This is a genomic window from Streptomyces iakyrus (genome assembly GCF_000717055.1).
Lineage (GTDB): Bacteria > Actinomycetota > Actinomycetes > Streptomycetales > Streptomycetaceae > Streptomyces > Streptomyces iakyrus.
The window spans coordinates 46,341-61,087 of the sequence record NZ_JNXI01000010.1 but is presented as its reverse complement, the minus strand read 5'-3'; the positions used below and the strand labels follow the sequence as shown (position 1 = coordinate 61,087).

General features: G+C 73.5%; 13 protein-coding genes. 11 read left to right on the top strand and 2 right to left on the bottom strand.

Features of this window, described 5'->3' with window-relative positions; translation table 11 throughout:
* Window positions 1-152: 152 nt before the first annotated feature.
* The 9 genes from OO68_RS16900 to OO68_RS16860 all read left to right on the top strand — a co-directional run bounded on the left by OO68_RS16900 (window position 153) and on the right by OO68_RS16860 (window position 12,241).
* A complete protein-coding gene (locus OO68_RS16900; RefSeq protein ID WP_033309186.1) occupies window positions 153-2,570 on the top strand; it encodes an ATP-binding SpoIIE family protein phosphatase in 2,418 nt (805 codons plus the stop codon).
* A 123-nt stretch (window positions 2,571-2,693) separates the two neighbouring features.
* On the top strand, window positions 2,694-3,419 hold the full coding sequence (locus tag OO68_RS16895) for a class I SAM-dependent methyltransferase (protein WP_033309185.1): 726 nt from the start codon (window positions 2,694-2,696) through the stop codon (window positions 3,417-3,419).
* Between the two features lie 113 nt (window positions 3,420-3,532).
* Entirely contained in the window at window positions 3,533-4,630 is a 1,098-nt protein-coding gene (locus OO68_RS16890; RefSeq protein WP_245237007.1) for an SGNH/GDSL hydrolase family protein, read from the top strand.
* Between the two features lie 74 nt (window positions 4,631-4,704).
* Window positions 4,705-5,538: a M55 family metallopeptidase gene (locus OO68_RS16885; RefSeq protein ID WP_033309184.1), complete on the top strand. Its 834-nt coding sequence runs from the start codon at window positions 4,705-4,707 to the stop codon at window positions 5,536-5,538.
* Window positions 5,531-6,844, top strand: coding sequence for a M20/M25/M40 family metallo-hydrolase (locus OO68_RS16880; protein WP_033309183.1), 1,314 nt, complete (start codon window positions 5,531-5,533; stop codon window positions 6,842-6,844). Before OO68_RS16885 ends, OO68_RS16880 begins: the two co-directional genes overlap by 8 nt.
* 4 nt (window positions 6,845-6,848) lie before the next feature.
* Window positions 6,849-8,813, top strand: coding sequence for a prolyl oligopeptidase family serine peptidase (locus tag OO68_RS16875; protein ID WP_033309182.1), 1,965 nt, complete (start codon window positions 6,849-6,851; stop codon window positions 8,811-8,813).
* Window positions 8,810-9,742 (top strand): S66 peptidase family protein, encoded by a 933-nt coding sequence (locus OO68_RS16870; RefSeq protein WP_033309181.1) that lies wholly within the window; start codon window positions 8,810-8,812, stop codon window positions 9,740-9,742. Before OO68_RS16875 ends, OO68_RS16870 begins: the two co-directional genes overlap by 4 nt.
* A 130-nt stretch (window positions 9,743-9,872) precedes the next feature.
* Complete coding sequence (locus OO68_RS16865) at window positions 9,873-11,639, top strand: CocE/NonD family hydrolase (RefSeq protein WP_403551154.1); 1,767 nt, start codon at window positions 9,873-9,875, stop codon at window positions 11,637-11,639.
* Between the two features lie 44 nt (window positions 11,640-11,683).
* A complete protein-coding gene (locus OO68_RS16860; protein ID WP_033309180.1) occupies window positions 11,684-12,241 on the top strand; it encodes a GNAT family N-acetyltransferase in 558 nt (185 codons plus the stop codon).
* Between the two features lie 16 nt (window positions 12,242-12,257).
* On the opposite strand, the gene OO68_RS16855 is transcribed toward OO68_RS16860, so the two are convergent.
* Window positions 12,258-12,605, bottom strand: coding sequence for a VOC family protein (locus OO68_RS16855; protein ID WP_033309179.1), 348 nt, complete (start codon window positions 12,603-12,605; stop codon window positions 12,258-12,260).
* A 48-nt stretch (window positions 12,606-12,653) separates the two neighbouring features.
* Here OO68_RS16855 and OO68_RS16850 point away from each other — a divergent pair, with 48 nt between their 5' ends.
* Together OO68_RS16850 and OO68_RS16845 are read left to right on the top strand one after the other, a co-directional pair.
* On the top strand, window positions 12,654-13,133 hold the full coding sequence (locus tag OO68_RS16850) for a phage holin family protein (RefSeq protein ID WP_033309178.1): 480 nt from the start codon (window positions 12,654-12,656) through the stop codon (window positions 13,131-13,133).
* 6 nt (window positions 13,134-13,139) lie between these two features.
* Window positions 13,140-14,174 (top strand): SDR family oxidoreductase, encoded by a 1,035-nt coding sequence (locus OO68_RS16845; RefSeq protein WP_033309177.1) that lies wholly within the window; start codon window positions 13,140-13,142, stop codon window positions 14,172-14,174.
* A gap of 155 nt (window positions 14,175-14,329) precedes the next feature.
* Here OO68_RS16845 and OO68_RS16840 read toward each other — a convergent pair whose 3' ends face one another.
* Window positions 14,330-14,665 carry a hypothetical protein gene (locus tag OO68_RS16840; protein WP_033309322.1) on the bottom strand — a complete coding sequence of 112 codons (336 nt, stop codon included), beginning with the start codon at window positions 14,663-14,665 and terminating at the stop codon, window positions 14,330-14,332.
* Window positions 14,666-14,747: the final 82 nt, after the last annotated feature.

Sequence of the window (14,747 nt, the reverse complement as noted above, 5' to 3'; positions counted from 1 at the left end):
CCCGGGACCGGACGGCACCGGCGCACGGGGTCGTACGCCGGTGCGCGCACCGCGCGGGCAATTCCCGCATTGCCTCACATCGCCACCGGCGGGCGCCGTACGGTGGTGACGCCGGCACAGATCTTGCGTCCGTGGGAGAGAGGGCCTGGGCCATGGACCGTGGCACCGACAGGGCTGAGCAGGGCACGGCGACGGAACCCGCCGAGCCCGGCCGCGTCCCCCTGGCCGTCGTCGTGGTCGACCGCGACGGCCTCGTGTCCCACTGGAGCCGCGGCGCACGACGCCTGTTCGGCATCCCCAAGGAAGAGGCGATCGGCCGCACCGCCCTCGACCTGCTCCCCGTCTCCGGCGCCCTGCCCGAAGAGCAGGACACCCCGTACACCGCCTTCGACGGTCTCGGTCCCGACCTCGAATCGTCCCTCGACGGAGGGCTCTCCTACCCGGCCGCGGGCCGCGCCCGGCTCACCGCGCCCGGGGACGGCCGCGTCGACGTCCTGTGGTGGGCCTATCCGCTGGTGGGCCCCGGGCCCGAGCGGCTGCTCGTGCTGGCCGCCGACGCCGACGGGCTGCGGGCGGGTGACGGGGCGTTCGAGCGGATCGCGCCCGGCTTCGCGCTGCACACCGATTTCCCCGGGGCGGAGGACCTCGCCCGCCGCCTCCCCGAGATCCTGCCCAGCATGAGCGTCGGCGAGAGCGCCCGGATCGTCGGGCAGATCCTCGAACTCGGCTACCCGGTGCTGGAGTTCAGCCAGAACGACCGGGTCCCCGTCACTCCCGACTGGGGCGTGGCCCGGCGCGCCGAGCGCAAGGCGCGCCGCGAACGGGCCGCGCGGGCCCTGGCCGCCGGTGAACCCGTGCCGGAGGAGCTGCGGGACGAGGGCGAGGACCTCGAATACGCCGCCGTCCGCGAGCGTCTGGAATTCCTCAACGAGGTCAGCGGCCGCATCGGCACCTCGCTCGACCTGTCCCGCACGATCGTCGAGGTCAGCAGGGCGGTCGTGCCCCGCTTCACCGACGTCGCCGGGACGTACCTGCGTGAACAGGTCGTCGCGGGCGAGGTGTTCGCGGACGGCGTGCCCGACACGACCACGATGTGGCACCGGGTCGCCGTCGAGCACACCGACGAACCGGGCCGCTGGGACGACGTCGTCCCCGTCGGCGAGGCCATGCCGTTCCCGGCGCACACGCCGTTCTTCCAGTGCATGACCAGCGGCGAGCCCGTCCTCGTGCCGCGCATCAGCGAGGAGATGGGGCACGCCATCGCCGCGCAGTTCGAGAAGCGCGACATCCGGCCCCTCATCACCGGCCGCTCCATGCTGGTCGTGCCCCTCAAGGCGCGCAACGTCGTCCTCGGTTTCATGATCCTGCTGCGCCACCCGGAGCGGCCCGTCTTCAACGACATGGACCGTGTCACCGGCGCCGAACTCGCCGCCCGCGCGGGCCTCGTGCTCGACAACGCGCGCATGTACACCTTCCAGGAGAACGTCGCCGAGACCCTCCAGGACAGCATGCTGCCGCACATCCCGCCCCACATGGCGGGCTGCGACATCGCCACCCGCTATCTGCCGGGCACACAGCTCGGGCGGGTCGGCGGCGACTGGTTCGACGCGGTGAAACTGCACGGCGGGCGTACGGCCCTGGTCGTCGGCGACGTCATGGGCCACGGACTGAACTCGGCCGCCATGATGGGGCAGTTGCGCACCGCCGTGCAGACCATGGCAGGGCTCGACCTGCCGCCCGCCCAGCTGCTGCGCAACCTCGACGACCTCGCCCAGCGCCTCGGTGACACCTACCTCGCGACCTGCCTCTACGCCGTCTACGACCCGATCGCGAGCGAACTCCACCTCGCCAACGCCGGGCACATCCCGCCCGTCCTGGTCCGGGCCGCGGACGGCCGCAGCGAACTGCTGGACCTGCCCACGGGTGCGCCCATCGGCGTCGGGGGAGTGCCCTTCGAGGCGGTCCGCGTGCGCGTGGAACCCGGCGACCGGCTCGTGATGTGCACCGACGGGCTGGTCGAGGTCCGCGGCGAGGACATCGGGGTCGGTCTCGCCACCCTCTGCGAGTCGGCCGCGCACCCCGCCGCGTCCATGGACGACGCCTGCGACACCATCATCCGGGCCCTCAACACACGGGGTGGCCGCAAGGACGACGTGGCGCTGCTGATGGCCCGCCTGGGCGGCATCGAGCCGGACGACGTGGCCGCATGGCGCCTCGCCCTCGACCCCGCCGAAGTGAGCCGGGCCCGCGCGGCGGTCCGCGAGCAACTGCACGACTGGGGCCTGCCGAAGCTCGTCGCGCCCGCCGAGCTGATGGTGGGCGAACTGGTCACCAACGCCGTACGGCACTCCCACGCCCGCCCCGTCGAACTGCGCCTGGTCCGCGGCGACACCCTGCTGTGCGAGGTGGACGACGACGACCACGAGCTGCCGACGCTGCTCAACGCGGGCCCGCTCGACGAGGCCGGGCGCGGTCTGCGCGTCGTCAGCACCCTGTCCCGCGAGTGGGGGACCAGCCGGACCACGACCGGCAAGACGGTCTGGTTCGAGCTGACGCTGCCGCGCCGCTGAACACCCCCGGGTCGAAGGGGGCGTGAAGGTACGTGCCGCGTTCTTGTGGCCGGGGCCGGGGCGCGGTACACCGTACTCGCCCGTCGCACGGCGGGGTTCGTACGCACCCCTGGGGAGTGGGCCATGAGCGTGACGAGTCGGTACCGGGAGGCCTGGGAGGGTTTCTGGCGTGAGGCGGCCGACGAACCGGGGGCGGTGTTCTGGGACGCGGAACCGGTGCTGACCGTGGGCCCGCACCTGGCCCTCTTCGAGCCGTACCTGACCGATCCCGCCCTGCCGCTGGTGGACCTCGGCTGCGGCAACGGCACCCAGACCCGCTACCTCGCCGACCGCTTCCCGAGGGTCCTGGGCGTCGACCTGTCCGCCGCGGCCCTCGATCACGCCCGGCGCTCCGACCCGGCGGGACAGGCCGCCTACCGGCAGCTGGACGCCGCCGCGAAGGACGAGGCCCAGGCCCTGCACGCCGAGCTCGGCGACACCAACGTCTACATGCGCGGCGTCCTCCACCAGTGCGAGCCGGACGACCGGCAGCCCCTGGTCGACGGCATCGCCACGCTGGTCGGCGACCGTGGCCGCGCCTGCCTGGTGGAGCTCTCGGGCGCCGCCAAGCAGGTCCTCGGGGGCCTGGCGGGCGGCCCGGACGGTCCGCCGCCCAAGCTCGCGCCCGTGTTCCGGCACGGCCTCGCGCCTGGCGAGGTCTCGGACGAGGCCGTGCCCGAGTACCTGCGCTCGGCCGGTCTCACCGTCCTGGCGAGCGGCCGACTGCCCCTGAAGACCACGGAGTACCGGCCCGACGGCACCCGCATCGAACTGCCCTCCACCTGGCTGGTGGCGGGGCGTACGGCCTGAATCGAGCGGTCCGGGGCACGGGGCCGAGGTGTGGTCTGGTGGGCGGCAGATTGTCGGTGTACGGTCACTCCTTTCCGCCCCGTGCACCTGCCTCGCCCCCGCGGAGGACAGCCATGCCCATGCCCTGGTTGCGGACGCTGGTCGCGTCGGCGGTGTCGACCGTGCTGGTCGGCACAGCGGCCGTCACGACCGCCGCCGCACCGGACCAGCGCGGGGTACAGGACGGCGTGCACACCGCCGGACGGGTCAAGGACGCCGGTGACGTGCTGCAGTACAGCTGGCCCGGCGTCTACTTCGAGGGCCGGGTCCGGGGCACCGGCGTGGGTGTCGTGCTCGACGACCCGGCCGCCGACTACGACGTCCAGGTCGACGGGGTCACCGTCGCGACCCTCACCGCGCCGGGGAAGACCACCCACTGGGTCAGGGGCCTGCGCGAAGGCGCGCACACCGTCCGGCTCGTCAAGCGCAACGACACCCCGTGGAGCACCAGTGCCTTCGGCGGCTTCGTCGCCGCACCCGGCGGCGCCGTCCTGGCCAGGCCCGCCGCCCGCAGCCGCCAGATCGAGTTCATCGGCGACTCCCTCACGGCCGGCTACGGAAACCTCTCCGCCTCCCGCGACTGCGACGGCGAGCAGCTCAAGCGCACCACCAACGCCGACGTGAGCTACGGCGCCCTCACCGCCCGGAAGCTGCGCGCCGACTACCAGATCAACGCGTACTCGGGCCAGGGCATGGTGCGCAACTACAACGGCGGCTCCCCGGAGGTGAACTACCGCACCTTCTACGACCGCGCGCTGCTGAACGTGCCGGGAGACGTCTGGCAGAACCCGGGCACCTGGCGCCCGCGGCTGGTGGTGGTCCACCTCGGCACGAACGACTTCTCGACGCCGGTCAACCCGGGCGAGCCCTGGACGGACGAGAGCCTCGCCGCCGCCTACCGCAGCGCCTACGGCGCCTTCCTCGCCAAGCTGCGCAAGCGCTACGGGCCCGCGACCACCATCCTGGCCGCGGGCACGGGCCCGTTCGCCGGCCATGTCGAGCACGTCGTCCAAGAACGCACCGCCGCGGGCGACCGCGGGGTCCGCTACTGGCCCCTCGACCCCACCGGCCTGGACCACACCGGCTGCCACTGGCACTACTCGGCCCGCGACCACCGGCTGCTGGCCGACCGCCTCACCGCGTTCGTCGCCGACCTGCCGATCCGTTGGTGACCACCTCGTAGCCGGTTGCGCCCGCAGCGCGTAACGTGACGAACCATGAACATCTCCGCCCCGGACGGCTCGTCATGAGAATCCTCATCAGCGCCGACATGGAGGGCGCCACCGGCGTCACCTGGCCTGACGACGTGGTGCCGGGCGCCTCCCAGTGGGAGCGCTGCCGCTCGCTGTTCACCTCCGACGTCAACGCCGCCGTACGGGGCTTTTACGACGGCGGCGCCGACGAAGTGATCATCAACGAGGCGCACTGGTCGATGCGCAACCTGCTGCTGGAGCAGCTCGACGACCGCGCCCAGCTGCTCACCGGCCGGCACAAGACGCTGTCCATGGTGGAAGGCGTGCAGCACGGCGACGTCGACGGCATCGCGTTCGTCGGCTACCACGCGGGCGCCGGCATGGAGGGCGTCCTCGCCCACACCTACCTCGCCAACTCCATCACCGGCGTGTGGCTCAACGACGTCCGGGCGAGCGAGGGGCTGCTCAACGCCCATGTCGTCGCCGAGTACGGGGTGCCGGTCGTGCTGGTCACGGGGGACGACGTCGCCTGCGAGGACGCGCTCGGCTACGCGCCCGAGGCGCTGAAGGTCGCGGTGAAGGACCATGTGTCGCGCTACGCGGCGGTGTGCCGCACACCGGGACGCACCGCGGCCGACATCCGCGCGGCGGCCAAGGAGGCGGCCGTGCTAGCGGTCCGTCACGAACCCGTGCGCGGTGGCCCGTTCACCGTGGCCGTGGAGTTCGACGCGGAGCACCTGGCGATGGCCGCCACCGTCGTCCCGGGTGTGGACCGGATCGGGGAGCGCAAGGTGGCGTACACGAGCGGGACCATGTACGACGGCATCCGCGCCTTCAAGGCGGTCACCACGATCGTCTCGGCCGCGGTGGAGGAGCAGTATGGCTGAGCAGGTGGACCCGCCCGCGCTGGACGAGGTCGTGACGTTCACGTCCGACCTCATCAGGATCGACACCACCAACCGGGGCGGCGGCGACTGCCGGGAGCGGCCCGCCGCCGAGTACGCCGCCGCACGGCTCGCCGAGGCCGGGATCGAACCGGTTCTGCTGGAGCGCACCCAGGGGCGGACCAACGTCGTCGCCCGGATCGAGGGCACCGACCCCGCGGCCGACGCTCTGCTGCTCCACGGCCATCTGGACGTCGTGCCCGCGGCGGCCGCCGACTGGAGCGTGCACCCGTTCTCCGGGGAGATCCGCGACGGGGTCGTCTGGGGACGCGGCGCCGTCGACATGAAGAACATGGACGCGATGATCCTGGCCGTCGTGCGCGGCTGGGCCCGGCGGGGTGTCCGGCCCCGCCGGGACGTCGTCATCGCGTTCACCGCGGACGAGGAGGCGAGCGCCGAGGACGGATCCGGGTTCCTCGCCGACGAACACCCCGAACTGTTCGAGGGCTGTACCGAAGGCGTCAGCGAGTCGGGCGCCTTCACCTTCCACGACGGCGGCGGACGGCAGATCTACCCGATCGCCGCCGGGGAACGCGGCACCGCCTGGCTGAAGCTCACCGCTCGCGGACGCGCCGGGCACGGCTCCAAGGTCAACCGGGACAACGCCGTGACCCACCTCGCGGGCGCCATCGCCCGGATCGGCGCGCACGAGTGGCCGCTGCGGCTCACCCCGACCGTCCGCGCCGCCCTCACCGAACTCGCCGCGCTCTACGGCATCGAGACCGACCTCACCGACGTGGACGCGCTGCTGGAGAAGCTCGGCCCGGCCGCGAAGCTCGTCGAGCCGACCCTGCGCAACAGCGCCAACCCGACCATGCTGGACGCCGGCTACAAGATCAACGTCATTCCCGGTGAGGCCGTGGCGCACGTGGACGGCCGGTACATGCCCGGCGGCGAGGAGGAGTTCCGCAGCACCCTCGACCGGCTCACCGGGCCGGACGTGGACTGGGAGTTCCACCACCGCGAGGTCGCCCTTCAGTCGCCGGTGGACTCGCCGACGTTCGCGGGCATGCGGGCCGCCGTCGAGGAGTTCGCGCCGGAGGGCCACGTGGTGCCGTTCTGCATGTCCGGCGGCACCGACGCCAAGCAGTTCTCCCGCCTCGGCATCACCGGCTACGGCTTCACGCCGCTGAAGCTGCCGGACGGCTACGACTACGCGGCCATGTTCCACGGGGTCGACGAACGGGTACCGGTCGAGGCGCTGCACTTCGGTGTCCGCGTACTCGACCGGTTCCTGCGGACGGCCTAGGAGAGTGGGGGAGACGGTGCGGACGCTGGCCTACGGGGCGTGGCCCTCGCCCATCGACGCGGCCCTGACCGCCGCGCACGACGGGCACCCGGAGTACGTGGGCTTCGTCGGCGACGAGGTGTGGTGGACCGAGCCGCGCCCCGCCGAAGGCGGCCGGCGCACACTGGTCCGGCGGCACGCCGACGGCCGGGAGGAGCCCCTGCTGCCCGCGCCGTGGAACGTGCGCAGCCGGGTCATCGAGTACGGCGGGCACCCGTGGGCCGCCCTCGCGGGCGACACCGGACCTCTGGTGGTGTTCGTGAACTTCGCCGACCAGCGGCTGTACCGCTGGGAGCCGGGCGGCGAACCCCGGCCGCTCACCCCCGTGTCCTCGGTCGGCGCCGGCCTGCGCTGGGCCGAGCCGCTCCTGCGGCCCGAGCGGGGCGAAGTGTGGTGCGTGCTGGAGGAGTTCACGGGTGACGGACCCACCGACGTGCGCCGCGTCCTGGCCGCCGTACCGCTGGACGGATCCGCCGCCCGGGACCGGGGCGCCGTCCGTGAGCTCACCGACGGCCGGCACCGGTTCGTCACCGGGCCGAAGCTGTCGCCCGACGGGCGGCGGGCCGCCTGGCTCGCCTGGGACCATCCGCGCATGCCCTGGGACGGCACCGAACTGCTCCTCGCCGAGGTCACGCCCGACGGCACCCTGCGCGACGCCCGGGCCGTGGCGGGCGGCCCCGGCGAGTCCATCGCCCAGGCCGACTGGACCCACGACGGCCATCTGCTGCACGCGAGCGACCGCACCGGCTGGTGGAACCTCTACCTCGACGGACAGCCACTGTGCCCGCGCGAGGAGGAGTTCGGCGGCGCGCTGTGGAAGCTGGGCTCGCGCTGGTTCACGCCGCTGGACAGTGGGCTGATCGCCGTCGTGCACGGCCGGGGCGCCACCGCCCTCGGCATCCTGGACCCCGAGACCGGCGAGGTCGTCGACGCCGCCGGGCCCTGGACCGAGTTCACTCCCACCCTCGCCGCCCACGGCGAACGGGTCGTCGCCGTCGGGGCCAGCCCGCGCAGCGCCTACGAGGTCGTCGAGCTGGACGCCCGCACCGGCCGGGCCCGGGTCGTCGGCGCCGAGCACGACGACGCCGTCGACCCCGCGTACTACCCCGAGCCGCAGATCCGCACCTTCACCGGCCCCGACGGGCGCGACATCCACGCCCACATCTACCCACCGCACCACCCCGGCTGCGTCGCGCCCGGCGACGAGCTGCCGCCCTACGTCGTCTGGGCGCACGGCGGGCCCACCGGCCGGGCCCCGCTCGTGCTCGACCTGGAGATCGCCTACTTCACCTCGCGCGGCATCGGCGTCGCCGAGGTCAACTACGGCGGCTCCACGGGCTACGGCCGCCCGTACCGCGAGCGGCTGCGCGAACAGTGGGGCGTGGTCGACGTCGAGGACTGCGCCGCCGTCGCCCTGGCCCTCGCCGAGGAGGGCACCGCCGACCGCGCCCGGCTCGCCGTCCGGGGCGGCAGTGCGGGCGGCTGGACCGCGGCTGCCTCGCTCACCACGACCGACGTCTACGCCTGCGGCACCATCAAGTACCCCATCCTGGACCTGGCCGGCTGGGGCACGGGGGAGACCCACGACTTCGAGTCGCGGTACCTGGAAGGCCTGATCGGGCCGCTCGCCGAGGTGCCCGCCCGGTACGCGGAACGCTCGCCCGCCGCCCACGCCGACCGCCTCGCCGTGCCGTTCCTGCTGCTCCAGGGCCTGGACGACGTGATCTGCCCGCCCGTCCAGTGCGAGCGGTTCCTGGCCCGCCTGGAGGGCCGGAGAGTGCCGCACGCGTATCTCGCCTTCGAGGGGGAGGGGCACGGCTTCCGGAAGGCGGAGACCATGGTGCGCGCCCTGGAAGCCGAACTCTCCCTCTATGCCCAGGTGTTCCGCCTGGACCCGCCCGGCGTCCCCACTCTGGAGCTCAGCAAGTGAACCAGCTCGTCCGACCGCCCCGGCTCGCCCCCGGCGCCCGCGTCGCCGTCGTCGCGCCCAGCGGGCCCGTGCCCGAGGAACGCCTCCAGGCCGGGCTCGACATCCTGCGCGGCTGGGACCTCGACCCCGTCGTGGCGCCCCATGCGCTGGACCGGCAACGGGAGTTGGACTACCTCGCCGGCACGGACGTGCAGCGCGCCGCCGACCTCCAGGCCGCATGGTGCGATCCGTCCGTCGCGGCCGTGCTGTGCGCCCGGGGCGGATACGGGGCGCAGCGCATGGTCGACCTGCTCGACTGGACGGCGATGCGGGCGGCGGGCCCGAAGGTGTTCGCCGGGTTCAGCGACGTCACCGTCCTGCACCAGGCCTTCGCCACCCGCCTGGGCCTGGTCACCCTGTACGGGCCCGCCGCCGCCGGCGTCGACTTCCTCAAGAACGCCCGGGCCCAGGACCACCTGCGCGCCACCCTCTTCGAGCCGGAGTCCGTGACGACCCTGACGGCCGTGCCCCCGGGCGGCACCGCCCTGGTCCCGGGCCGCGCCCGGGGCGTCACCCTGGGCGGGTGCCTGAGCCTGCTCGCGAGCGACCTCGGCACCCCGCACGCCCACCCCGGGGCGAGGGGCGGGCTGCTGCTGGTGGAGGACGTCGGCGAGAGCCCGTACCGCGTGGACCGTTGTCTGACCCAGCTCCTGCGCACCGGCTGGCTCGACGGGGCCGCCGGGATCGTGCTCGGCTCCTGGGCGGCGTGCGGCCCTCCCGAGGGGCTGCGCGCGGTCTTCACCGACCGGCTCGGCGGCCTGGGCGTCCCGGTCGTGGAGGAGTTCGGGTTCGGGCACGGCGAGGGCGCGTTGACCATGCCCCTCGGGGTCCGGGCCGAACTGGACGCCGAGAGGGGCACGTTGACGCTGGACGAACCGGCCCTCAGCTGAGCGGGCCGCTGCTGAAATCCTGTCAAGAACCCTCGTTTCGGTGATTGACGGCTCCTGACACGTGTCACACCATGACAACGGCCGGTACCTACCGGTCGGTATCCGGGTTGCCCTCACCGTGGAGGTCCGAGTGTCCCGACGCGTACCCAGATTCCGTGCCCCCCTCGCCCTCGCCCTGGGCGCCGCCCTGGCCGTCCCGCTCGCCCCGCCCGCGCCCGCCGCCGACGCCTACACCCTCACGCCGCTGAAGTTCACCGTCCGGGCCGGCGGCCGGACCTGCACCGTCGACGCCGACCTGTACCGCCCCGCGGGCGTGGACCGCGACCACCCGGCACCCGCCGTGCTCGGCACGAACGGCTTCGGCGGCAGCAAATCGGACAATTCCACGAGCACCATCGGCAAGGCCTTCGCGCAACGCGGCTACGTCTCGCTCGTCTACTCGGGGCTCGGATTCGGCCGCAGCGGCTGCCTCGTCTCCCTCGACGACCCGGACATCGACGGCGCGGCGGCCTCGCAGCTCGTCGACTTCCTCGGCGGCAAACGCGCCGCCGACGACGGCACCACCGCCGACTTCATCACGCGGGACGCTCCCGGGGACCCCCGGGTGGGCATGATCGGCGGATCCTACGGCGGCGCCGTGCAGCTTGCCACGGCCGCCGTCGACCACCGCCTCGACGCGCTCGTCCCGATGATCACCTGGAACGACCTGGCCTACTCGCTCAGTCCCAACAACGCCGCCGGCAGCACGGGCGTCCCCGGGGCCTTCAAATGGCAGTGGACGAACGGCTTCTACCTCATCGGCGAGGGCCAGCCGCTGCTGGAGCCGAGTCTCGACCCGTCCCGCATCAACTCCCTGGCCTGCCTGCACTTCGTCACCGAGGCCTGCCGGACCGTCCACACCCTCAACTCCGGCAGTTACCCGGCCGACCGCACCGCCGAGCTGCTCGCCTTCGCCCACCGGGTCTCCCCGGCGTTGTACCTCCACCGTGTGCGCACGCCCACCCTGCTGGTCCAGGGGCAGGCCGACACCCTGTTCAACCTCAACGAGGCCACGGCCACGTACCGGACGCTCAAGGCCCAGGGCACGCCCGTCAAGATGATCTGGCAGTCCTCGGGCCACAGCGGCGGACTCGCCGACGGTGAACTCGACCTGTCCCGGGGCAATCTGGAGACCAGCTACGTCGGCCGGCGCGTCCTCGCCTGGTTCGACCGCCATCTGCGGGGGCGGGCCGAGGTCGACACCGGACCGGCCTTCGCCTACCACCGCGACTGGATCACCGACCCCGACCGCACCTACGCCACCGCGAGCCGTCTCCCCGCCACCGGCCGCACCCTGTACCTCTCCGGCGACGGCCGCCTCGTCGACCGGCGGGGCGAGGTCACCGCCGGCAGCCGCCGCTACACCAACTGGCTCACCCCCACGAGCCATTCGGAAAGCTCGCTGTCCGGACTCATCGGCCTGCCGGAGATGCCGCCCCGCGACACCAAGGGCACCTACCTCGACTGGACGAGCGAGCCGCTGAAGCGCCCCCTCGACGTCGTCGGCGCCCCGCGGGCCACGCTCAAGGTGGTCTCCCCCGAGGCCGAGCGCACCCAGAACTCCGCCGACGCGGCCGACAAGCTCGTCCTGTTCGCCAAGCTCTACGACGTCGCCCCCGACGGCACCCGCACCCTGGTACGCCGCCTGGTCGCGCCGGTCCGCGTCCCGGACGTCACCAAGAGCTTCACCGTCACCCTGCCCGGCATCGTGCACCGGTACCAGGCCGGGCACCGGCTGCGGTTCGTGATCGCCGCGAGCGACGACGCGTACTTCGGCAACCGGGGGATCAAACCCGTGACCGTGATCAGCGGGCCGCGGAACACCGGCGTGCTCCGGCTGCCGGTCGCCGGCTTCTGACGCCCCGACTGGGGAGGCACAGCCGGCGCGGCTACTGTGGCGGGGTGCCGCACGCATCCCGCCACCTCGCCGAAGGCCCCCGGGTGGGCATACGCCACTTCACCTACGAGGACGGTGCCGAGTTCACCGCCCGCGCCCGGGAGAGCAAGGACCTGCACCACCCGTGGCTCTTCCCGCCCACCACGGCCCAGGCCTACACCGCCTACGCGGGCCGGCTGATCGAGGACCCGTCCAAGGCCGGGTTCCTGGTCTGCGAAAAGAGCGACGGGGCCATCGGCGGCTTCATCAACATCAACAACATCGTCGAGGGCGGCTTCCAGTCCGGGGCGCTGGGCTACGGTGCCTTCGCGCACGCCGCCGGGCGCGGGCTGATGCGCGAAGGGCTGGACCTCGTCGTGCGATACGCGTTCGGCCCGATGCGGCTGCACCGGCTGGAGATCAACGTCCAGCCGGGGAACGCCGCGTCGATCGCCCTGGCCCGTGCCTGCGGGTTCCGCCTGGAGGGCTTCTCGCCGAAGATGCTCTTCGTCGACGGGGCCTGGCGCGACCACCAACGCTGGGCGATCACCACCGAGATGATCACCCGGCCGGGCCGGCCCTGAGCCGCGGCGGCGCCGCCTACGCCTGGCGGTCCACGTACTCGTAGACCGAGCCGTCCGGATGCAGGGCGATCAGGTTGCGGCCCGCCGGTGAGGCGATCGGGCCCGCCACGATGTGCGCCCCCAGTCCGGTCAGCACCTTGTGCGTCTCCTCGACGTCCGTCACGGCGATCGTCGCCGCGACCTTGCGCAGCACCTCCAGTTCGGCCGGGGGTCCGCTCATCAGCAGGAAGCAGCCGATCGCCGCCACCTGGACACCTCCCCGCTCGAAGCGCTGGGCTCTGCCGCCCGCCAGCTGCTCGTAGAAGGGGATCGCGGTCTCGAGGTCGTCGACGCAGACGCGCAGTGTGGCACCCAGAATCTCCATGCCGCCGAGCCTAGTTACGCGCAGGGGGGTGAGGGTACCCGGCCGGGCATGAAGCCGTTGGATCACCTGGAGCATCTGGACAAGCACCTGGTCGACGAGCTGGCACAGGTGGCGCGCGAGACCGTACGGGACGAACTGCGCGAGCAGACGCGCAAGCAGCGCCGCAAGGCCGCCCTGTACGCCGCGTCCGGCGCGCTCGCTCTGTACGCGGGCGCGGCCCTCGCGCTCGCCGTGGGGCTGGCCCTCGCTCTCGGCCTGCCCGACTGGGCCGCCGCACTCATCACCGCGGTGATCCTGGGCGCCCTGGCCTACGTGCTGCGCGGCATGGCGCGGCCGTCCCGCCCGGGACAGGACCACGCGGGCGGCATGGCCACGGGCGGACACAGCGCCCGCCGGAGCGCGGCCGAGCCGGTCGGCGGCATGCCGTACCCGCCCGTGCCGCCGGCCCCGCCCGCCGGAGCGGACACCCCGGGCTCCGTGCCCCCGCGGCCGTCGGAGGCTCCGGACATACCCCACCGCGGGGTGTGACGCCGGGTGCGCAAGGCTGCAACACGGCATCAGCGCGGCCGGGTGGTCGTCGTGACCGGAGCCGGCGGCGGCGTCGGGCGGGCCACGGTCCGCGCCTTCTCCGCCCGCGGCGCCAAGGTCGCCCTGCTCGCCCGCGGACGTGAGGGACTCGCCGCCGCGGCGGACGAGGTGGAGCGCGCCGGCGGCGAGGCGCTCGTCGTCCCCGTGGACGTCTCCGACGCCGAAGCCGTCGACGACGCGGCCCAGCAGGTCGTCGACGCGTACGGCCACATCGACGTCTGGGTCAACAACGCCTTCACCGGAGTGTTCGCGCCGTTCACGGAAGTCGCCCCGGACGAATTCCGCCGCGTGACCGAAGTGACGTACCTGGGCTATGTGTTCGGCACCCGGGCCGCCATGCGCCACATGCTGCCGCGCGACCGCGGCACCATTGTGCAGGTCGGTTCCGCGCTCGCCTACCGGGGCATCCCGCTGCAGTCCGCGTACTGCGGTGCCAAGCACGCGATCCAGGGGTTCAACGAGTCGCTGCGCTGCGAGCTGCTGCACGCGCGCAGCGGGGTGCGGACGACGATGGTGCAGCTGCCGGGCCTCAACACCCCGCAGTTCGACTGGGTGCTGAACCGCATGCCGGGGCGGGCCCGGCCCGTCGCGCCGGTCTACCAGCCGGAGGTCGCGGCCCGGGCCATCGTGCACGCGTCGTCGCACGCGCGGCGCCGGGAGTACTGGGTGGGCGGCTCCACGGCCGCCACGCTCCTCGCCAACGCGGTCGCCCCCGGGCTGCTGGAACGCTACCTGGCCCGTACCAACGTCGATGCCCAGCAGGGGGAGGGCCGGCCCGAGGGGCCCGCGAACCTGTGGTCACCGGCGGACGGCGTGCACGGGCGGGACTACGGCGCGCACGGGCGCTTCGACGACGAGTCCACCGGCAGCAGCCCGCAGCAGTGGCTGTCACGAAACCGCGGCCGGCTGGGCGCGGTTCTCACGGCGGGGGCTGCCGCCGCTCTGGCGGCGCGCAAGATGACCACGCTCGCCCGCGGCTAGCGGGCCGCCGCCGCCAAGTGCTCCGCGCGGTGCCTTCCGCGCCGCCGAGGCGGCTCCGCGACGGACGCACCGGCTTGCGGCCGGCCGTCGGCAACGCGCTCCGTGGTACCTTCCGCGCCGTTGAGGAAGCCCCGCAGACCGACCCTGCCTGCCCGCTACGTGCTCCGCGCGCTGCCCTCGGTGGCGCCGTCGAGGAAGCGCAGCAGCACGGCCGCCTCCGTCCGCAGCCGTTCGGCACGGTCGGCGTGTGCGGGGGCGGTCAAGTGCGCCGCCGCCTCCAGCCGTTCGGCGGCCTCGGCCCGCACGACGTCCGCCATCTCCTCCTCGCTGAGCTCGCGCCGGGCCGCCTCGGTGGCGCCGGCGCCGACCGGTGAGGCCTCCAGAGCGGCGGCGCGCGGCGCGGTCTCGTCCAAAGGCACCGCCTCGGCGTTGTCCAGCGCCGCCAGGGTGGCGCGCAGGGCACTCACGGCGGCCCTGTCCCGGGCCCGCATCGCTTCCGGCAGGGCGTCACGCATACGAAGACGTACCGACATGCCGGCGACTGTAGGCGACCCGGTACCGGGCCGTCCCCGG

Coding starts and splice junctions, on each gene's coding strand:
- OO68_RS16900 (WP_033309186.1), top strand. CDS start 153: ATGGACCGTGGCACCGACAGGGCTGAGCAGGGCACGGCGACGGAACCC.
- OO68_RS16895 (WP_033309185.1), top strand. CDS start 2,694: ATGAGCGTGACGAGTCGGTACCGGGAGGCCTGGGAGGGTTTCTGGCGT.
- OO68_RS16890 (WP_245237007.1), top strand. CDS start 3,533: ATGCCCATGCCCTGGTTGCGGACGCTGGTCGCGTCGGCGGTGTCGACC.
- OO68_RS16885 (WP_033309184.1), top strand. CDS start 4,705: ATGAGAATCCTCATCAGCGCCGACATGGAGGGCGCCACCGGCGTCACC.
- OO68_RS16880 (WP_033309183.1), top strand. CDS start 5,531: ATGGCTGAGCAGGTGGACCCGCCCGCGCTGGACGAGGTCGTGACGTTC.
- OO68_RS16855 (WP_033309179.1), bottom strand. CDS start 12,605: ATGGAGATTCTGGGTGCCACACTGCGCGTCTGCGTCGACGACCTCGAG.
- OO68_RS16850 (WP_033309178.1), top strand. CDS start 12,654: ATGAAGCCGTTGGATCACCTGGAGCATCTGGACAAGCACCTGGTCGAC.
- OO68_RS16840 (WP_033309322.1), bottom strand. CDS start 14,665: ATGCGGGCCCGGGACAGGGCCGCCGTGAGTGCCCTGCGCGCCACCCTG.